At 56.8% G+C, this 19026-nt stretch carries 21 protein-coding genes; 7 read left to right on the top strand and 14 right to left on the bottom strand.

Annotation, left to right across the window (positions count from 1 at the left end):
• Positions 1-113: 113 nt before the first annotated feature.
• The gene (locus ACSEMK_RS05490) at positions 114-545 is read right to left on the bottom strand and encodes a carboxymuconolactone decarboxylase family protein (protein WP_308957879.1); all 432 of its coding nucleotides are present in this window, start codon (positions 543-545) and stop codon (positions 114-116) included.
• Between the two features lie 90 nt (positions 546-635).
• On the opposite strand from ACSEMK_RS05490, the gene ACSEMK_RS05485 reads away from it, so the two are divergent.
• On the top strand, positions 636-1994 hold the full coding sequence (locus ACSEMK_RS05485; protein WP_430914614.1) for a PLP-dependent aminotransferase family protein: 1359 nt from the start codon (positions 636-638) through the stop codon (positions 1992-1994).
• 76 nt (positions 1995-2070) lie between these two features.
• Here ACSEMK_RS05485 and ACSEMK_RS05480 read toward each other — a convergent pair whose 3' ends face one another.
• Complete coding sequence (locus ACSEMK_RS05480) at positions 2071-2418, bottom strand: DUF883 family protein (protein ID WP_015370080.1); 348 nt, start codon at positions 2416-2418, stop codon at positions 2071-2073.
• 149 nt (positions 2419-2567) lie between these two features.
• On the opposite strand from ACSEMK_RS05480, the gene ACSEMK_RS05475 reads away from it, so the two are divergent.
• Positions 2568-2930 (top strand): DUF2002 family protein, encoded by a 363-nt coding sequence (locus tag ACSEMK_RS05475; RefSeq protein ID WP_015370081.1) that lies wholly within the window; start codon positions 2568-2570, stop codon positions 2928-2930.
• 64 nt (positions 2931-2994) lie between these two features.
• Here ACSEMK_RS05475 and alaE read toward each other — a convergent pair whose 3' ends face one another.
• Positions 2995-3444 carry an L-alanine exporter AlaE gene (gene alaE / locus ACSEMK_RS05470; protein WP_015370082.1) on the bottom strand — a complete coding sequence of 150 codons (450 nt, stop codon included), beginning with the start codon at positions 3442-3444 and terminating at the stop codon, positions 2995-2997.
• 703 nt (positions 3445-4147) lie between these two features.
• On the opposite strand from alaE, the gene stpA reads away from it, so the two are divergent.
• Positions 4148-4549 (top strand): DNA-binding protein StpA, encoded by a 402-nt coding sequence (stpA, locus tag ACSEMK_RS05465; protein ID WP_213317215.1) that lies wholly within the window; start codon positions 4148-4150, stop codon positions 4547-4549.
• Positions 4550-4589: 40 nt separating this feature from the next.
• Here stpA and ACSEMK_RS05460 read toward each other — a convergent pair whose 3' ends face one another.
• Positions 4590-4769 carry a hypothetical protein gene (locus ACSEMK_RS05460; protein ID WP_087858676.1) on the bottom strand — a complete coding sequence of 60 codons (180 nt, stop codon included), beginning with the start codon at positions 4767-4769 and terminating at the stop codon, positions 4590-4592.
• Positions 4770-4977: 208 nt separating this feature from the next.
• Here ACSEMK_RS05460 and lpxO point away from each other — a divergent pair, with 208 nt between their 5' ends.
• Positions 4978-5880: a lipid A hydroxylase LpxO gene (lpxO, locus tag ACSEMK_RS05455; protein WP_045395192.1), complete on the top strand. Its 903-nt coding sequence runs from the start codon at positions 4978-4980 to the stop codon at positions 5878-5880.
• Here lpxO and ACSEMK_RS05450 read toward each other — a convergent pair.
• The 3 genes from ACSEMK_RS05450 to ACSEMK_RS05440 all read right to left on the bottom strand — a co-directional run bounded on the left by ACSEMK_RS05450 (position 5877) and on the right by ACSEMK_RS05440 (position 7391).
• A complete protein-coding gene (locus ACSEMK_RS05450; RefSeq protein WP_430914613.1) occupies positions 5877-6398 on the bottom strand; it encodes a rhodanese family protein in 522 nt (173 codons plus the stop codon). The genes lpxO and ACSEMK_RS05450 overlap by 4 nt on opposite strands.
• Before the next feature lie 9 nt (positions 6399-6407).
• On the bottom strand, positions 6408-6707 hold the full coding sequence (locus ACSEMK_RS05445) for an ArsR/SmtB family transcription factor (RefSeq protein WP_015370089.1): 300 nt from the start codon (positions 6705-6707) through the stop codon (positions 6408-6410).
• A gap of 78 nt (positions 6708-6785) precedes the next feature.
• Positions 6786-7391 carry an FMN-dependent NADH-azoreductase gene (locus ACSEMK_RS05440; RefSeq protein ID WP_087858673.1) on the bottom strand — a complete coding sequence of 202 codons (606 nt, stop codon included), beginning with the start codon at positions 7389-7391 and terminating at the stop codon, positions 6786-6788.
• Between the two features lie 102 nt (positions 7392-7493).
• Between ACSEMK_RS05440 and ACSEMK_RS05435 the strand changes: the two genes are divergently transcribed.
• Together ACSEMK_RS05435 and ACSEMK_RS05430 are read left to right on the top strand one after the other, a co-directional pair.
• A complete protein-coding gene (locus ACSEMK_RS05435) occupies positions 7494-8432 on the top strand; it encodes a LysR family transcriptional regulator (protein WP_213793432.1) in 939 nt (312 codons plus the stop codon).
• A 59-nt stretch (positions 8433-8491) separates the two neighbouring features.
• Entirely contained in the window at positions 8492-9088 is a 597-nt protein-coding gene (locus ACSEMK_RS05430; protein WP_087858671.1) for an undecaprenyl-diphosphatase, read from the top strand.
• Here the strand turns inward: ACSEMK_RS05430 and ACSEMK_RS05425 are convergent, their stop codons facing one another.
• Positions 9089-10870 carry a sigma-54-dependent Fis family transcriptional regulator gene (locus ACSEMK_RS05425; RefSeq protein WP_087858670.1) on the bottom strand — a complete coding sequence of 594 codons (1782 nt, stop codon included), beginning with the start codon at positions 10868-10870 and terminating at the stop codon, positions 9089-9091.
• Positions 10871-11135: 265 nt separating this feature from the next.
• On the opposite strand from ACSEMK_RS05425, the gene exaC reads away from it, so the two are divergent.
• The gene (exaC, locus tag ACSEMK_RS05420) at positions 11136-12656 is read left to right on the top strand and encodes an acetaldehyde dehydrogenase ExaC (protein WP_430914612.1); all 1521 of its coding nucleotides are present in this window, start codon (positions 11136-11138) and stop codon (positions 12654-12656) included.
• Positions 12657-12978: 322 nt separating this feature from the next.
• On the opposite strand, the gene ACSEMK_RS05415 is transcribed toward exaC, so the two are convergent.
• Genes ACSEMK_RS05415 through ddpX form a run of 6 tightly spaced genes read right to left on the bottom strand, consistent with a single transcriptional unit; the run spans position 12979 to position 19019 of the window.
• Positions 12979-13923 carry an oligopeptide/dipeptide ABC transporter ATP-binding protein gene (locus tag ACSEMK_RS05415; RefSeq protein WP_430914611.1) on the bottom strand — a complete coding sequence of 315 codons (945 nt, stop codon included), beginning with the start codon at positions 13921-13923 and terminating at the stop codon, positions 12979-12981.
• Positions 13916-14905: an ABC transporter ATP-binding protein gene (locus ACSEMK_RS05410; RefSeq protein WP_213793429.1), complete on the bottom strand. Its 990-nt coding sequence runs from the start codon at positions 14903-14905 to the stop codon at positions 13916-13918. The genes ACSEMK_RS05415 and ACSEMK_RS05410 overlap by 8 nt, the downstream gene beginning before the upstream one ends.
• Positions 14905-15798 carry a D,D-dipeptide ABC transporter permease gene (gene ddpC / locus ACSEMK_RS05405; protein WP_372584999.1) on the bottom strand — a complete coding sequence of 298 codons (894 nt, stop codon included), beginning with the start codon at positions 15796-15798 and terminating at the stop codon, positions 14905-14907. The genes ACSEMK_RS05410 and ddpC overlap by 1 nt, the downstream gene beginning before the upstream one ends.
• Positions 15799-16818 carry an ABC transporter permease gene (locus tag ACSEMK_RS05400; protein WP_435336325.1) on the bottom strand — a complete coding sequence of 340 codons (1020 nt, stop codon included), beginning with the start codon at positions 16816-16818 and terminating at the stop codon, positions 15799-15801.
• Positions 16819-16878: 60 nt separating this feature from the next.
• On the bottom strand, positions 16879-18441 hold the full coding sequence (locus ACSEMK_RS05395; protein WP_430914610.1) for an ABC transporter substrate-binding protein: 1563 nt from the start codon (positions 18439-18441) through the stop codon (positions 16879-16881).
• Entirely contained in the window at positions 18438-19019 is a 582-nt protein-coding gene (gene ddpX / locus ACSEMK_RS05390) for a D-alanyl-D-alanine dipeptidase (RefSeq protein ID WP_430914609.1), read from the bottom strand. Before ddpX ends, ACSEMK_RS05395 begins: the two co-directional genes overlap by 4 nt.
• Between the last annotated feature and the right edge of the window lie 7 nt (positions 19020-19026).

Below are 19026 nucleotides of genomic sequence, written 5' to 3'. Positions count from 1 at the left end.
AGGAAATACTAGATGTAGTTATTTAAAACTTCAACCACGCAATATATAGAGTTTTTCGATAAGTTATCCCCCACCAACTAGCCTGGCGGGGGAGGGAAGTCGATACGCGAAAATTACATCCGCATCGCGATCGCCAGACGGTTGAAGGCGTTCATCAGGCTGATGGCGAAGGTTAAATCGCTAATCTGGCGGGGCGTAAAATGCTCTTCTAAAGGCAGGTACACCTCATCTTCGGCGTGGCTGGTTGCGATATCGGTTACCGATTCCGCCCATGCCAGGGCCGCGCGTTCCGCGGCGCTGAAGTGGGCGCTTACGCGCCAGCCTGCCAGCGCATCCAGTTTGCTCTGGTCAACGCCGGCTTTGCGTAGCGCTTTGCTGTGCATCTCAAGGCAAAAAGCGCAGCCGTTAATTTGCGACACCCGCAAATAGACCAGCTCCACCATCGTGCTGCCCAATTCGCTTTTTTCCAGCGCTATGCTGGCCTGAACCAACCCCTTATAGATTTCCGGGCTCAGTTCGCTATACGGCTGACGTAATGTGGTCATCTTGCAGTTCTCCTCTCTAAGACCCGGGCAAAATAGCACTATAATGGACTGCATTAGATAGCCATATTGTGATGAAAAAAGCAGACCATAATGGAAGCCAAAAAAGTGCCGCACTACCAGCGTATCGCCCGCCAGCTGAAATCAGCGATTGAGAATGGCGAGCTGGCGCCGGGAAGCCGTCTGCCCGCGAGCAGAGTTTATGCGCAGGAGCTTGGCGTATCGCGGGCGACGATTGAAAATGCCTGGGGCGAGCTGGTGGCACAGGGCTGGCTGGAGCGCCGCGGCCAGGCGGGCACCTTTGTCAGCGAGCGGCTGAGCCCGCGGCAGGTCACGGCTCAGCGACCGGCGACGGGCCGGGGATCCGTAGCGCCGCAGCCTTTTCAAATGGGGTTGCCGGCACTGGATCTTTTCCCGCGCGGGCTGTGGGCGCGGGTGATGGGGCGGCGGCTACGGACGCAATCGCGCTTCGACCTCGCACCCGGCGATCCCTGCGGCGAACCGGTTCTCCGTCAGGCGATTGTCGACTATTTGCGCCTGTCGCGCAGCATCGAGTGCCAGCCGGAGCAGGTTGTGATTAGCGGCAACTATGCGGCCTCGATGGCGTTGATTTTGCGTACCCTTGCGCAGCCGGGGCAGCATATGTGGATGGAGGATCCGGGATATCCGTTCATTCGCCCGGTGGTTAGCGCGGCGGGGGTCAATATCGATCCGGTACCGGTTGACCAACAGGGAATGAATATCGACTGGGCGCAGGCACACTATCCTCAGGCGCGCTTTGCGCTGTTAACTCCAGCGCATCAAAGCCCGCTCGGCGTGGCCCTATCGCTGGAGAGACGTCGACAGGTATTACAGTGGGCGGCGCAGCGCGATAGCTGGATTATTGAAGATGATTACGACAGTGAATTTCGCTATCAGGGGAAGCCGCTACCGCCGCTGAAAAGCCTTGATGCGCCGCAGCGGGTACTGTACGCCGGGTCATTTAGTAAATCGATGTTTCCCGCGCTGCGCACTGCCTGGCTGGTGGTTCCGCTGCCGTTGGCGGCGCGGTTTCGCCGTCAGGCCGAATTGAGCCATTGTAATGTACCGACCTTATGGCAGCAGACGTTAGCGGACTTCATCAATGACGGGCATTTCTGGCGTCATCTAAAAAAAATGCGCGCCAGCTACGCGTTGCGCAGGCAGTGGCTGGAGTCGGCGCTGCAGGCGCAGGGTTTTCAGGTGGTACCGCAGTCCGGCGGGATTCAACTGGTGATGGAGGTAAAGGGGGACGATCGCGAGCAGGCCCGCCGCTGCCAACATGCCGGGCTGGCGGTGCAGGCGTTGAGCGACTGGCGCATGCTTAGCCGTGGTGAGGGCGGGTTATTGATGAGTTTTACGAATATCACGTCGGCGGTGATGGCACGTGAAGTCGTAGGCGAACTTAAACAAGCGCTGGCCAGCGTGGAATAATAAAAAACCCTGCGCACCATTGGGACGCAGGGTTAGACGCGTATTTGTTATCTTCACATGTAGTCTATCGATACTATTATCGACGCAAATTAAGCAAAACGCCAATAAACACCCCAACGGCGGCGGCGGCGCCAACGCTCTGCCAGGGTTTATCACGCACGTAGCTGTCGGCGCAGCCGGCGGCATCGCGGGCGCGTTCAACGGTATCATAGGCTGCCTGGCGCAGGCGGGTATTGCCGTTCAGGCGGGCGCGCGTCTCTTTCAGCAGCGACTGCGCTTTTTTACGCGCGTTCTCAGCTTCATCTTTCGCATCGCTACCCCATGATTTCAGCACTTCTTCCAGCGTATCCGCTAATTGGCTGACTTCGTTATGAATATCCTCGGCGCTTTCATCAATGTCGTTGCGGTTCACACGGTTAGCCATTGGTTTCTCCCTTTGTTCCATTCGAGTGATTAAGTGTAGGACATGATTTTGCATTATGCTTTTGCGGGAGTTTATGGAATTTTCTGAAAGCGCTGCTATTCGTGAATAAGGTAAGGTAAATGTGCGGTAAAAGATAACGAGGAATCAGTATGTATTTAAGACCCGATGAGGTGGCGCGTGTTCTTGAAAAAGCCGGCTTCACCATGGATGTTGTGACGCAAAAAGCGTATGGATATCGCCGTGGCGATAATTATGTTTATGTGAACCGCGAAGCGCGCATGGGGCGTACCGCTTTAGTTATTCATCCGGCGCTTAAAGAGCGCAGTAATTCACTGGCTGAACCTGCCAGCGAGATTAAAACTTGTGATCATTATGAACAGTTCCCGCTCTATTTGGCGGGTGATGCGCAGCAGCATTACGGCATTCCACATGGTTTTAGTTCGCGGATGGCGCTTGAGCGTTTTCTGAATGGGCTGTTTGGCGAAGCGCAGCCGCAGATGTCTCACGGCTGAATAGTCTAATGCGGGCTGCTTTGAAGCAGGCGACTGGCAGCGACCAGTCGCCGAAAGAGGGGGATCAGGCTTTAGCTTGCTGATAAGGGCTGACGCGGAACAGGCGGCGGCAGAAGTCGAGGAAGTAGCCGTACACCGCGCCCATCATCATTGATACCAGAATGTTTGAACTGACCGCGGCGGCAATTTGATGCCAGTCCGCGCCTACCGACAACAGAATCAATACATACACCGGTGACTGGAAAGTCACATACGCGACGACATCAGCAATGTTTTTCATCCATCCCGAGGTGCTGATCCGGCGCGCCTGGCGCATGGCGAAGTCGCGATAGAAACCATAAGGCACTGCAATAATAATGTTGACCGGGATCGCGACCAGTCGTGAAGATAACGACTGCTCAAAGGTCATTCCGGAGAGGAAAATTTCGATCATCATGTTGACAACGGTGCAGTAGACCACCATTGCAAAGGTGTCTGCTACCGCATGACGCAAGCGGGATTGAGCAGAGAACATCGGTGTGCTCCTCGAAAATGAAGTCAATAACGCCGAAAAGTGCGCATGGTGTAGCGGTTTTGGGCTGCCTGTTTTGATGTGTGTAGAGTATATCTCTGTGTTGTAAGTGACAACTAGCTATAAATTTTTATTTATCGCCTTTTTGTCGATAAAACACTCTGTGAACTGGCGTTTTTCTCAGCTTGCGCTACTTTTGTTCCTTTAATTGATTATATCGTTTAATATCAATTAGATATGATTTTGTTTTGTCAGGGGGCGAGTACGCATGGCAGGAGAAGTAGGGTTGGTAAAGCGGATGCCTGATTGCGTTATGTGATAGTGGTCACTATTGGCGTTATTTACCGTATAAATGCCGATTTTCCAGCATTTACTGCTGCATGCAAAGTGTGTGTTTTATTCTGATTATATGAATTTTAATTCATTACCACAAAGCCATTGGCGTTCCCCTGCATGGGCGTTGATTTTATAACTCACTGACGTGGCTATAAATATATTATTATGTCGCGCTATGCATTATTCATCTGCGCTAGTCAGAGTTTGTGTTCTATTTCGATATTAACCGCCAATAAATTTTAGTGAGTCTATGGGCGCAAACCTGTTCATATTTATTTGAATAATCAAAGGCTGGAAATATATATACATATATATTAAACTGCCCAGGTAATTCTTGTTTTATTTTTTCGATTTGGGATTTTTGATCTTTATGTCTTTTATGTTACAAAAACTGAATAATATTCGCTCACTGCGTGCTATGGCGCGTGAATTCTCCACTGACGTGCTTGAAGAGATGCTGGAAAAACTCAGGATCGTCACTGAAGAAAAACGTGAAGAGCAGCAGAAGATGCAACAGCAGCAGGCGGAATATCAGGAAAAAATTAATACCTGGTTGGAATTAATGGTTGCTGATGGTATTTCACCTGATGAATTAGCGCTGCATGAAATGGCCCCGGCGAAAAGCAGTAAAAAACGTCAGCCGCGCCCGGCTAAATATCGTTATACCGATCATACCGGCGCAGAAAAAACCTGGACTGGTCAGGGACGTATGCCGAAGCCGATCGCTATGGCTGTCGCGCAAGGGAAATCGCTTGAGAGCTTCCTGATTTAAACAACGTTTGTTTCAACGGTGGGGAAACCCACCGTTTTACTTAGCAGACGCCGAAATCGCCTTCTTCTGTATAAGGCGTGACATCAACCGCTTTCAGAGTAAATTTCTCACCCTGTTCGTTACTTGCCTGAACAACGATCAGACTATCGCCATTCACTTCCACTACCTTCAATTTTGGCCCGCCGACGCGCGGTTGTACCAGATCGCCTGTTGCAAACATGGTGTTTCTCCTGAGCATGGGTAACAACTAAGAACCTAAACGATAGCTCAACGATGCTGACGGATTCAATGGTCGTGCTGCTTTTTGTTAAAACAATTTATGGGTAGATGTATTATCTTTGTTAATGGTTTTTGTGGCGCTGCGGTGAGGGAAACTTATACTGTTGGCGCGGAATGATTCAAAACAGAACATGGTCAGATAAGCGAATATGAAGTATATCATTTTACTGATTATTATAATTGCTGTGCTCTACGTCCATTATCGCGGAAAAGTTCGCTATCGTTTCTGGCGTCAGCTTTCAGACCATTCAACTTTTACTGCCCCACTTAACGGGTTTATGTACCTCTTTTCACGTGTGCCGAACACCCCGTTTCTGCGTCCTGAAACGTTTCCGGAGCTTGCGATATTACAAAAGAACTGGCTGGTTATTCGTGAAGAGGGGATTAACCTGCAGCGACTGGAGCAAATAAAAGCGGCGGAAAAATATAATGATGCCGGATTTAACTCATTCTTTAAAACCGGTTGGAAACGGTTTTACCTGAAATGGTATGAAGATGCACATCCCTCCGCCAGCCAGCTGTGTCCAAAAACGACCGAACTGCTGCGCGGTATTCCTTCGGTTAAAGCTGCGATGTTCGCCACGTTACCCGATGGTAGCCGTTTGCCTCGCCACCGCGATCCTTATGCCGGGTCGCTGCGTTTCCATCTTGGGCTGGCGACGCCGAATGACGATCGCTGTTTTATTGAAGTGGACGGCGAACGCTATAGCTGGCGCGATGGCGAAGGTGTGCTATTTGACGAAACCTATATTCACTATGCGGAAAATACCAGCGGTGAGAACCGGCTGATTCTGTTTTGCGATATCGAACGGCCTATGCGTTACCGTTGGGCGCAGAAGGTAAACCACTGGCTGGGGCGAAATTTAATGAGCGCCGCCGCCGCGCCGAACGATATTGGTGACCGTACCGGCGGGATTAACCGCAGCTTCCGTTACATTTATCAAATCCGCATTGTCGGCAAGCGATTGAAAAAATGGAATAAAACGGTTTACTACATTGTCAAATGGCTATTGTTTGGCGGCATTGCGCTACTCATCTGGCAGGCATTTTAACGTCGGTTCCACGGCATGACCGCCAGCAGGCGCGCCATGCCGCAGAAACCGGTGAGGCCAGCGAAAGTGAGCCCCGCGCCAACGAAACCACTCAGCAAGAAAAAGCCGCTGTTGACGGCGTATCCCAGCACTACTCCCAGCAAAATCAGCGCGCCGGCGGCGATTTGCACCTGGCGCATTAGCGGCAGCGGCTGGGATTTATCTTCGACTATCGGCAAACCCGCCGCTCGCCATGCCTGAATACCGCCAGCCAGCAGCTTAACCTGCGCGGGCGCGGCGGCGGTGGCCAGAAGGCTGGCGTTATTTTGCGTGCGCGAGCCGGCCTGGCAGTGAAAAATGATTGTTTCTCCCGGCTGCGCATTGAGCGCCTCGCCGTGAGTCAGTTGCTCTAATGGCAGTAGCGTCGCCGCCGGAATATGCTCACGAGCGTATTCGTCGGCAGCGCGGATATCAATCAGCCGCGCGCCCTGGGCGATAAGCGCCTGGGCTTCGTTGGCTGTAACGGTGGCGATAGTCATAAGGACTCCTTACGGGCAGTAAATGGTTTTCAGCGTGGCGATGACCTGCTGAACGGCGGGATGGGTAATGAAATAGCGCAGGCGCTGCGCATCGCGTTCGCAGTCGATTAGCCCTTCATCACGCATTCGCGCGAGGTGCTGAGAGGTGGCTGAAGGGCTCAGGCCGGTGATTTGCGCCAGCTCGCCTGCGGTTGTACGCGGGGCTTCGCAGAGCATGCATAGAATCAGTAATCGGTGGGGATTGCTCATCGCTTTCAGCAGGACAGCGGCTTCCCCGGCGCTGGCCTGCAGTTGTTGTGCTGTGGTCATTTTATTTTAGTCTTTTCTAAATTTAGATTATTCTAAAGTAAAAGATGACCCTTTACCAGCCCGCATAAAGAATCGACCTCACGCCAACTGAGCAGCCCTGGCGATATGCTGGCGGGCGTGGGCGATGCCCGCGTCGCGGCCGTGCGGGCGAATATCCATCCCTTCAGCATAGATAAATTCGACGTCGCTAATCCCCATCAATCCCAGCACCGCGCGCAGGTAAGGGGTGACCGCATCGCTGGGTTGCCCGTCATGGACGCCGCCGCGCGAACTAATAACCACCGCACGCACGCCTTCAACTAGCCCCTGCGGCCAGGTCTCGGTATAGCGGAAGGTTTCCCGCGCTCGCGCCACCAGATCGAACCAGTTTTTGAGATCGGTTGGCACGTTGAGGTTATACATCGGTGCGCCGATCACTAGCAGATCGCTAGCCTTTAACTCGGCGATGAGTGAATCAGAGAGGGCAACTCCTTGCTGGATCGCCGGGCGCGTATCTTGCGCGCCGCGCAGCGCGGCAAACAGCGCGCCATCGAGTTTCGGCAAGGCGAGGGTGGTCAGATCGTGTTCGACAACCGAGTCCTGATGGCCGGCTTCGCGGCGAATCTGCATATATTCATCTATTAGCTGGTTAGTTAGCGACGCCGGGCCGTTGATGCTGGATTTTAAAATCAATACGTTACTCATGACGGACTCCTCATAAAGTTGATGGTCCGCAGGGTAACACTGTCTTTTTTTCTCCAGTAGTGACATTATTTTTTATAATTGTATCCACTCAGGAACCAATCAATGCGCAGTGACTTGAACGCGATCCCGGTATTTGTCGCCGTCGTCGAATGCGGTAACTTTGCGCAAGCCGCAGAGAAGCTAAACGTGACGCGATCCGCCGTCGGCAAGACGATTTCCCGGCTGGAGCAGCGGCTCGGCGTCGCGTTGTTCCAGCGCACTACTCGCCGGCAGGCGTTGACCGAAGAAGGCGAGGTTTTTTATCTACAATCCCGCCGGGCGCTGGATAACCTGCGTGATGCGGAAAATGAAATACAGCGTGGAAAAACCCAGGTACAAGGGCGACTGCGAATCAGCCTGCCTGTGCTGTTTGGCCAGCGCTGCGTGGCGCCGATCTTGTTTCCTCTTAGCCAACGTTATCCTGAGCTTAAGCTCGAGCTGTCGTTTAGCGACCGCCAGGTCAATCTGTTTGAAGAAGGATTCGATATGGCGATACGGATCGGCACCTTGAGCGACTCCAGCTTTCTTAAGGCCCGGCGTTTAGGCCAGCATGGCATGATTCTCTGCGCATCGCCGTTATATCTACGACATCGGCCAGCGCCGCAGGCGCCGGAAGAACTACACGGGCATCTTACCATTGGCTATCTCTACGCCGGGCAGATGCAGAAATGGCATCTGCGCGATGCGCAGGGAGCGGCGCTCGCGTTCCGCCCGCAGCCCGGGCTGGCAATGGATGATTTCGCCGCCATCGCCGCGGCGGCGAAAAGCGGACTGGGAATCGCCTGGCTGCCGGATTGGCTGGCGGCAGACGAGATAGCGCGGGGAGAACTTCAGCAAATATTGCCGTCGTCCGTCAGCGGCAGTTTTGCGATTAGCGCCGTCTGGCCGGAAGCGGCATGGGTACCGCAGAAAATTCGCGTAGTGGTAGATGAACTGCTGGCGCGGCTGCCGCAGCAGTTAGCTGGTGGAGAAAACCAGGAGGATTCTTCAGCGCCAGGTTAATCCTGGCTTAAGGTATCCCGGCGATAATGACAGCATGATGACTGTGACGAGAACTCGCCATGAACCTGTTAGAAACGTTTAACCAGAGCGCCTTCCTCGCGCTGAATGCCGGGCCTGGTACGCCGGACAGCCTATTGCTGCTGGCGCGATTCTCCGCCAGCTGGATTATCCTTTTAGTCCCGGCGATATTGCTCGGATTATGGTTCCTCGGCGGTCGTCAGGGACATCGACAGGCGCTGTTTTGCGCCATGACGATTTTGATAGCGTTAGGGCTTGGGTTTGCCTGCGGAACGCTGTGGTTCCATCCGCGGCCGTTTATGATCCCGCTGGGCCATACCTGGATAAGCCACCCGGCGGATAACTCTTTCCCAAGCGATCACGGCACCGTGATGTTCAGCGCCGCTTTCGCGCTGCTATCATTACGCCTGCGCGGCATGGGGCTGCTGGTGCTGGCGGCGGCGCTGCCGGTGGCGTGGGCGCGTATTTTTCTCGGCGTCCATTTCCCGCTGGATATGCTGGGCGCTGCGTTGATTTCAGCACTGGGCGTCTGCGTGGCGAAAGTGGTCTGGCAACGGCTGGGGCAGACGCTAGTGGCCTTGTGCGAAGCGCTGAGTCGCCGTCTCTTCTCCTGGCTGCCGGCGCGCTTTACGCCGTAGTCACTTCCTTTGTACGCGCGCGGCCCGCCGATACAGCGTGCTGCGCGCGACGCCTAACGCCTGCGCCGCTTTACTCACGTTGCCGTTAAAGCTGGCCAGCGTATCGGCAATCAGCTTTGCATCATGTTGTTGAAGCCCGCCTGGAGCGCTGGTTTGCGGCGCGCTTTGATACTCCTCCGGCAGCGCCGCGACGCCCAGGCATTCGCCATCGTCCGCCAGCGCCAACAGAACTTTGAGCAGGCTTTGCAACTGACGCACGTTACCCGGCCAACGGCATAATGTCAGTTGATTAATCAGGGCATCGGAGAGAGTGATATGGCGTTCTGCCGCGCCAAGCGAGCGCCACAGCGCTGGAATAAACAGCTTGAGTTCAGGCCATTGGCGTAGCGGCGGGATGGTAAAAGCATACTCGCGCAGGCGATAGAGCAGGTCTTCGCGAAATGCGCCTTCGGCGACGCGCTGTGCGAGATGACGGTGGGTGGCGCAAATCAAGGCGAAGTTTACCGGCGCGCTGCGATTCCCGCCCAGCGGCATGACCTCTTTTTCCTGCAGCACCCGCAGCAGACGGGTTTGCAGAGCCAGCGGCATATCGCCGATTTCATCGAGAAACAGCACCCCGCCATCGGCTTCGCGAATTTTGCCGATATAGCCGTTTTTATTCGCGCCGGTAAAAGCGCCCGCCTGATAACCGAAAAGCTCCGATTCAATCAGCGATTCGGGGATGGCCGCGCAGTTGATGGCGACGAATTTACCGCTGCGCCAGCGGCTATGTGCATGTAGTTCGCGGCTGAGGAACTCTTTACCGCAGCCGGTTTCTCCTTCGATACACAGCGCGATACCGGCATTGAGCAGGCGGACCATTTTCTCGCCTTCGCCGGACGGGCAAAACGGCAGGTTAAGCGCTGGTTGCGCGGGGACAGCGACGCTGGTGCAGGTTGGCGCACGCAGGCGGTAGTAGTAGCCACGTTGCTGGAAGGTCATCGGCAGCGGCACGCTAACCGCCGTTTGCGTCAGGCGGGGGAACAACTGCTGGAAGGTCATTTGCCCTATCTGACCGGACTGCAGGCCCAGTTCGCGAATGGCCAGCCGATTGGCCGCGGTCAGCAGGTTATCGGAGAAGACCAGCAGCAGCTCTTCGGCGCTATCGAGCTTCTGCACCCGCGAGTGCAGGCTCATTAACCACTGCTGCGGATGCAGGCTCTGTTTCACCCACAGATATTCAATCTGTTTGGCCGCCTCTTTAATCCACGCCAGAGAGTGGGGATGCGGGATATGCGCCGGGCCGGAAATATCCAGCGCCCCGGCAATCTGGCCATCGGGGCTCTGTAGGGGGACCGCCGCGCAGTACAAATCCTGATTACGGGTTAAATAGTGTTGGCGGCCTTCGACTTCGCAGCTGTCATCAATCGCCAGCGCGGTACCGATAGCGTTGGTGCCGCGACCGCTTTCGCTCCAGATATTGCCAGGCTCCAGCGCGAAGCTCTGCGCTTTTTTCATTGCCGCGCTATTGCCGAAGGTTTGGAGCACCAGCCCGCTGGCATCGGAAAGAATCACTACCGATTGCAGCCCGGCAGCACGTTGCGCCAGCGGCGTCGCCACCGGTTGCGCCAGCCGTTGCAGGCTGCGGTTGCTTTCCAGCACGTCGGCCAGTTCGCCGCCGCGCAGGCGCGGAAATTCGTCGCTCGTTGGCTGCAGGCCGTAGCGCTGGCTGCGTTGCCAGGAGTCGCTCAGCAGGGCGCTTGACTGCGTCCCGGCGGTGATAGTGAACGGATTTCCTTGCACGGCGCACCTCGTGGTCGGCTGGGTTGTGTTGCAATATTGTAGCGATTTGGTTTTCTTGGTGTTGCGATTCGCAACACAGAAGCGGGATCTTGTGCGACAAAGAGGACGCGAATCGGCAGAGGGATATATGTAATTATTTGGAAGTTATGAATTTTATGTGAAGTACGCAAAATTGGCATAACCCCTGCTACATGAGAAAGCGTGCAGCGGACAATAGCAAAAACCACCACGCCGCTGCGCCTTAACCCTACAGAAGGAGATTGCTATGCGTTATGTTCATCCTGGCAAACCGGGCGCTTTGGTTTCATTCAAATCGGCCTACGGCAACTTCATAGACGGTAAATTCGTCGAGCCGTTAAGCGGCGAATATTTCATGAATACTTCTCCCGTCGATGGGAGCAACATTGCGCAGTTTCCCCGTTCCGACGCTAAAGATATCGGTTTGGCCCTTGATGCGGCACACCGGGCGGCGGACGCCTGGGGGCGAACCTCGGTACAACAGCGTTCCCATCTTCTGCTGCAGGTCGCTGACCGCATTCAGGAGAACCTCGAGTATCTGGCGGTAGCGGAGAGCTGGGATAATGGCAAACCTATCCGTGAAACCCTGAACGCCGATCTGCCGCTGGCGGTCGATCATTTCCGCTATTTCGCCGGCTGTCTGCGCGCGCAGGAAGGCAGTACTGCTGAAATTGACGACACCACCGTGGCTTATCATTTCCACGAACCGTTGGGCGTGGTCGGGCAAATTATTCCGTGGAACTTCCCGCTGCTGATGGCGGCATGGAAACTGGCGCCCGCGCTGGCGGCAGGCAACTGCGTGGTCTTAAAACCGGCGGAGCAGACGCCGCTGAGTATTACTTTGCTGATGGAAATCATCGGCGATCTCTTCCCGGCAGGGGTGTTGAACGTGGTGCAGGGCTTTGGCAAAGAGGCCGGCGAAGCGCTGGCGACGAGCAAGCGGATCGCTAAAATCGCTTTTACCGGTTCGACGCCAGTAGGCCGTCACATTATGGCCTGCGCGGCAGAGAATATTATTCCCTGCACCGTTGAGCTGGGCGGCAAATCGCCGAATATCTATTTCGCCGACGTGATGGATGGCGAGGAGGAGTTTATTGAGAAGGCGGTGGAAGGGCTGGTACTGGGCTTCTTCAATCAGGGTGAAGTTTGTACTTGTCCATCGCGCGCGTTGATCCACGAATCGATCTATGAGCCGTTTATGGAGCGGGTTATGGCGAAAGTGATGCAGATCCGTCGCGGCGATCCGTTTGATACCGAAACGATGATCGGCGCTCAGGCGTCACGTCAGCAGTTCGATAAGATCCTGTCGTATATCAAGATCGCTCGTGATGAAGGCGGGCAGATCCTCACCGGCGGCGATCGGGCGAGCATTACCGCCGAGCTGGATAGCGGCTTCTATATTCAGCCGACGCTGATTAAAGGGCACAACGAGATGCGCAGCTTCCAGGAGGAGATCTTTGGCCCGGTCATCGGCGTGACCACCTTTAAGGACGAGGCGGAGGCGCTGGCGATCGCGAACCAGACGCAGTTTGGTTTAGGGGCCGGGGTGTGGACGCGGGATACTAACCTGGCGTACCGCATGGGGCGTGGCATCAAGGCCGGTCGAGTGTGGACCAACTGCTATCACGTTTATCCGGCGCATGCCGCGTTTGGCGGCTATAAGCAGTCCGGCGTCGGGCGAGAAACCCACAAAATGGCGCTGGAAGCCTATCAACAGACCAAAAACCTGCTGGTGAGCTACGGCACCGCGCCGTTGGGGCTGTTCTGATTAATTTATAACGGCTAACCCGGGGGCGGCGTAACCGCCTTCCCCGGGCTACCTATGGCTCTGGGCCACCCATTGCACTGGATCTGTAGTCCCGCGCAAGCGCAGCGCAGCCGGGCAATATCCGCGGATAAGGCGCCGCTTTTGCGCCGGATGGCGGCTTCGCCTTATCCGGCCTACGGTCTGTGCGCTCCCTGCGCCATGAGAGCCATAACGCAGAAGAAATATCGGGAGCGCAATGTGCTCTGAATTAACACAAAGCACATGTTTTCCGTACACAAAACCGTTGCAAACCGATAACAGTAGCACCGGGCGGCGACCGGTCTCATCTTATTGTTTGCGCTTTCCAGCAGCGGACTTGCGCGCCATTCGCTTGTGCCTCCAGCGGCTGCGGCCGTTCGCAGCCCTGGCTGGCGTAAGGACAGCGTTCCCGAAAGTAGCAGCCCGTCGGCAGCCGGCGGTTACCCGGTAGTTCGGTATTGCGCACACCTTCGCCTAATGGCGAACCGATGCGCGGTACCGACTCCATCAATAGCCGGGTATAAGGATGCGCGGGATTATCCAGTACCTGCCGGGCCTCCCCCATCTCAACGATTTGCCCGAGATACATCACCGCCACCCGATCGCTCATATGGCGTATCACCGAGACGTTATGCGAAATCAGCACGTAGGTGAGATTCTGCCGCTGCTGCAGTTCGACCAGCAGATTAAGGATCTGCGCCTGCACCGAGATATCCAGCGCCGAAGTCGGCTCATCGAGCACGATTATCTCCGGCTGTGACGAGAGCGCGCGGGCGATGGCGATACGCTGGCGCTGGCCGCCGGAAAAAGCGTGCGGCAGCCGATCGAGATATTCGCTACGGATCCCCACCTGTAGCGCCAGCTGCTCGGCGAGATCGAGACGCGCCTTTTCAGGCATGCGCGATTGGATCCACACCGGTTCGGTGATGGTGCGCCAGACCGGTAGCCGCGGATCCAGCGATGAGAGCGGATCCTGAAACACCATTTGCATGCGTCCGCTCTGGTTTTCGCCGCGCGCCGGCGCGCGGGTGAAGTGGCCGGAAGAGGGCTTTAACATGCCCATCAGTAGCTTCGCCAGGGTGCTTTTTCCACAGCCGGATTCGCCAACGATCCCTAAGGTTTCGCCGCGCCTGGCTGTCATATCCAGACCATTTAGCGCATAGACGTGTTCGATGACTTTCCCGCGCCAGTTTTTCTGCGCGGCAAAGGTCAGGTGCACATCATTGAGGGTTAATAGCGTCTCAGACATGGGCGTTCTCCCGTTGCGGGTACCAGCAGGCAGCCTGTCTATCGGCGGCGCTACCATGAGCCTGCAGCGTGGGGGTGATACCGCAGGCTTCACCCGCGGCGAAGCAGCGTTCGCGGAAGGCGCAGCCGGCAGGAAGACGCGCCAGATTCGGCACGGTGCCGGGAATAGAACGTAGCGGCGCGCGCGGTTCGCCATTATCGGGGGCGCTGTTTAACAGGCCGATAGAGTAGGGATGCTGCGGCTGCTGCAGCACTTCCCCGGTGTTGCCGCTTTCAATGACCGCGCCGGCGTACATGACGTACAGCCGATCGCACACCTGAGAGACCACCGCCATATCGTGGCTGATAAACAGCACGGCGGCACCGGTCGCCTGGGCCTTTTGCTTTAACAGGCGCAGCACCTGACGCTGCACGGTGACGTCCAGCGCGGTGGTTGGTTCGTCGGCAATCAGCAGGTCGGGCTCGCAAGAAAAGGCGATAGCGATCATTACCCGCTGGCGCATGCCGCCGGAGAGTTCGAAGGGATAGCGCTTGAGCACGCTTTGCGGGTCGGCAATTTGCATATCCGCCAGCAGTTCGACGGCGCGTGCGCGCGCCTCACGCATCGACATGGGACGGTGCTGGCGAATGACGTCTACCATCTGCTTACCGATGCGTCGGGTAGGGTTTAGCGCGGTCATCGGCTCCTGAAAAATCATCGCGACCTTACTGCCGCGAATATCGCGCAGCGTTTTTTCCGTCAGGTTGAGCATATCGTGACCCATCAGGGTGATAGCGCCACTATGAATGTGGTAGCTGCCGGCAGGCAGCAGGCGCATCGCCAGCATCGCGGTCACCGATTTACCAGAACCCGACTCGCCCACCACGCCGACGATTTCGCCGCGATCGATGTGCAGCGAGATATTATTCAGCACGTTGACCTGGCCCTGATAGACCGGGAAACTCAGGCGAACGTTATCGATAGTTAAGACCCGATTTTCCATTAGTTGCGCCCTCCGGCCTTGGGATCCAGCAGATCCTGAATGCCATCGCCAAACAGGTTAAAGCCGACGGCGGTGATCAGGATCGCCGCGCCGGGGAAGGCGCAGTACCACCACTGATCGAGCACGTAGTTGCGGCCGTTAGCGACCATCGCGCCCCACTCCGCGGTGGGCTGCTGGGCGCCGAGGCCAATAAAACCGAGCGTGGCGGCCATCAGGATCGCGCTGCCGATATCCAGCGAGGCCTGCACCACCAGCGGCGGCAGGGCGTTACGCAGAATATGCCAGCTGATCAGATGCCAGCGCGAGGCGCCAAACGTCACCGAGGCCTCGACGAAAGTATGCTGACGCACGACCAGCGTCTGGCCGCGGGCCAGCCGCACGTAAAATGGAATACGCACGATGGCGATCGCCAGCATCGCGTTGAAAAGGCTCGGACCTAACGCCGCCGCCAGCGCCATGGTCAGCACCAGAGACGGAATCGACAGCATAATGTCCATCAGACGCATAATCAGCGCGTCGCTGCGCCCGCCAAGCACCCCGGAGAGACAGCCCAGCAGCGAGCCGCTGATCCCGGCGATCAATACCACCGCCAGCCCGGCGGCCACCGACTGCTGGCTGCCGATCAGTACGCGGCTGAACAGATCGCGGCCGACCTCGTCGGTACCAAACCAGTGAGCGAACGACGGCGCCTGCAGACGCGCGGCAAGGTTGATAGCGTTAGGATCGTGCGGCGTCAGCCACGGCGAGAAGATCATTAAAAACAGCATGATCAGCATGATCGCCGCGCCAATTAGCGTTAGAGGACTTTGGCGGATCAACCACCAACGACGCTTCCAGTGGCCGCTTTTTTCAGCCTTTGGCCGTGGAAGCGGTTGTTCCTGAGTCATCATCACTTAGCTTTCTCCCCGACCCATGCGCGGGTCGATCCATAAATAGAGCAGGTCGACTACCAGATTGACCAGTACGTAAGCAAAGGAGACCACGATGGCGAAGCCCATCACGGCGGGGAAATCGAGCGCCTGAATCGAAGACACCACGTAGGCGCCCATCCCCGGCCAGGCGAACACTGTTTCCGTGAGCACCGCGCCGTACAGCAGATCGCCCAGCGCCAGCCCGAGCACGGTGATGGAGGGGATCAGCGCGTTGGGTAGCGCATAGCGCACCACAATGGTGAATTTCGGCAGGCCGCTGGCCAACGCGGTCCGAATGTAATCCTCATTGAGCTGTTCGAGCATCGCCGAGCGGATCTGCCGGGCGACGATGCCAAGATGAACGAAGGCAAGGGTGGCCGCCGGCAAAATGAGGTGCTGCAGGGCATTGAAGAAGACCTCGATATTGCCTTCCAGTAGTGAATCCAGCAGATAAAAGCCGCTGACGCGGGTGGGCGGATCGAACCAGTCATCGAGCCTGCCGCTGCCGGGCAGCCAATCGAGCTTGCCGTAAAACAGCACGATCACTCCGAGACCGAGCCAGAACGCCGGGGTTGAAATGCCGGTCAGCGCCATCAGGCGCACCAGGTGATCGGTCCAGCGATTGCGGTAAACCGCCGACAGCATGCCGAGCGGGATGCCGACCAGCAGGGCAATCAGCAGCGCGCAAAAGGCCAGCTCCAGCGTCGCCGGGAAGAAGGTTTTCAAATCTTCCAGGACCGGGCGGCCGGTGCGAATCGAGGTGCCGAGATCGCCGTGGAGCAGGGCGTCAACGTAGCGGGCAAACTGCTGCCATAGCGGTAAATCCAGCCCCAGCTGCTGGCGAATATGGCGGACGATTTCATCGCTGGCGCGATCGCCCGCCAGCAGCCGCGCCGGGTCGCCGGGAATCAGGTGCGAAATAATAAACGTAATCACGCAGACGCCGGCGACGACTAAAATCAGCCCCCAACAGCGCTGTCGTATTAAACCCCAGAAACTCATGATGGCGCTCCTCGGCCGGGCCTGCGACGGCCCGACCAGACAAGATGGAGAGACGGCCCGCTACTTGTGCATGTCGGCGATATTGTAAATCTGCTCAAGCATCGGGTTGAAAACGAAGCCTTTCACCTCTTTGTTCATGGCGACCTGATAGTTTTTCTGGAACAGGTAGACGTAGGCGGCGTCATCAATGACGGTCTTTTGCGCCTGCTGATAATCTTTGGTTCGCGCCGCCTGATCGGTGGTGGCGACCGCCTGTTTCAATAACGCATCAACCTGCGGGTTGTCGTAGAATGCGCGGTTTCCCGGCAGCCCTTTTTTGTCCGACTCGAACCAGTAGTTCATAAACATATAGGGATCGGCGAAGTCCGGGCTCCAGTTACCGATAGCGATGTCGTAATCACCTTTACCCACGCGCTCGCGCATGGTGGCGTTGGCCAGTTTCTCCAGCTTGACCTGGATACCCAGCGCCTGCAGATTGGCCTGAGTGGAGAGCGCAATCGGCTCCCAGTTCGGATCGTTATCGGAGTAGAGGAACGTCAGCGTTTTCGGCTTATCCGCCACCTTATCCAGCGCCGCTTTGGCTTTGTCGGGATCTAATGAATACTGCATGGCGCTGGCGTCGTAGCCCCACATGCCATCGGGGAGCGGCCCGCGCATCTGCTTACCGTTACCGCCAAGAATGCCGTCGACCATGCCTTTATAGTCCGTTGCCCACGACACCGCGCGGCGCAGATCCGCCTGGTTCATCGGCGCTTTACTGTTGTTGAGATACAGGTAGGTGACGCGCAGCGCCGGGTAGTCGTAGACCGCGACCTTGTCCTCTTTCTTCAATGCCGCAAACTGATCGACCGGCAGGGCGTCGGCGATATCCAAATCGCCCTTGGTCAACTGCAGACGACGGGCGGCGCTTTCGCCGATGATTTTCACCGTGACGCGCTTAAAGGCCGGCTTGTTGCCGCTGAAGTGCGGGTTGGGCACCAGCACCAACTGTTGCCCTTTCTGCCAGCGCTGCAGGCTATACGCGCCGGAGCCCGCGGTGTGCTCGGCCAGATAGGCGCGGGCGTCATCGGCGGCGTTGGCTTTCAGCACCGCCGGGTTAATGATGGAGGCGCCGTCATTGGCGAGCGTATGCAGGAACGGCGCGAAAGATTCCGGCAGCGTGAAGCGAACGGTGGCCGGATCGACGGCATCCACCTTCAACCCGCTGGGAAACGCCTCCGATGGCCCCTGTTTAATGCGTATTAGCCGTTCGAAAGAGAGTTTGACCGCCTCTGCCGTCACCGGCGAGCCGTCGTCAAACTGCGCGCCTTTGCGCAGAGTGAAGGTCCAGGTTTTGCCGTCGTCGGAGGCCTGCCAGTTTTCGGCGAGATCGCCTTCGACATCGGTTGAACCTTTGCCATTATCGGTTTTGTATTTGACCAGCCGCTGATAGGCCGGGTAGGTCACCGTCCAGTCGTTGTTATCGATGGTGACGGCCGGGTCGAGCGTTTGCGGGTCGGCGGCTTTGCCGATCACCAGCATATCTTTCGGCACCGCGGCAAAGGCGGAGGGGACAGCGGCGCAGAGCGCGGCGGCTAACAGTAACGGGCGAAAACCTACGGATGCTGGGCGAGTCATGTTCATGGTGAAACTCCGTCAATCTGAGCGGGGGAGAAACAGGCGAAAACATCATCGAGTAGCGGATAACCGGCCGCGTCCGGTAGTTCGAAGTGCCACCATTCCGTGGTAATACCTTTAAATCCGCCGCCGAACATAATGGCGTTCAGCAACAGGCGATTGCGCTGGGCCTCCTGCGCTACCGCCGGGTGGTAGGGATGCGAGCGATCGTCCATTTCGTCAAAGGCGGTGCCCATGTCGAGTAGGTTGTTGTGGTCATCGAGTAGCGTTACGTCGATGGCGGTGCCGCGGCTGTGGTTGGAGCCGATATTGGCCGGTACGACATAATCCTGGTTCGGGCAGGCATTCCACAGCAGTTGCTGGGCGCGCTGTGGACGATAGGCGTCAAGCACCAGCAGGCGATAGCCCGCCAGCGCGGCGATGGCGATAGATTTCTCCAGCGCGGTCGCCGCGTCGGGGTGCAGCAGGCAGCGGGCTTCGCGATAAATCGGTTGGCCGGTAATGTTATCTGCGGTGGCGTATTTCAGGTCGACAGGCAGCGTGGGAAAACGCGCGGCGATATCCACCAGGGAAAGATGGCTCATCGAAAAT

This window comes from Klebsiella sp. K-3 (assembly GCF_051207495.1).
In the GTDB taxonomy this organism is placed as follows: Bacteria; Pseudomonadota; Gammaproteobacteria; order Enterobacterales; family Enterobacteriaceae; genus Klebsiella; species Klebsiella aerogenes.
Note: the sequence above shows the minus strand (reverse complement) of the source record. Positions and strands in the feature narration are given on the sequence as shown.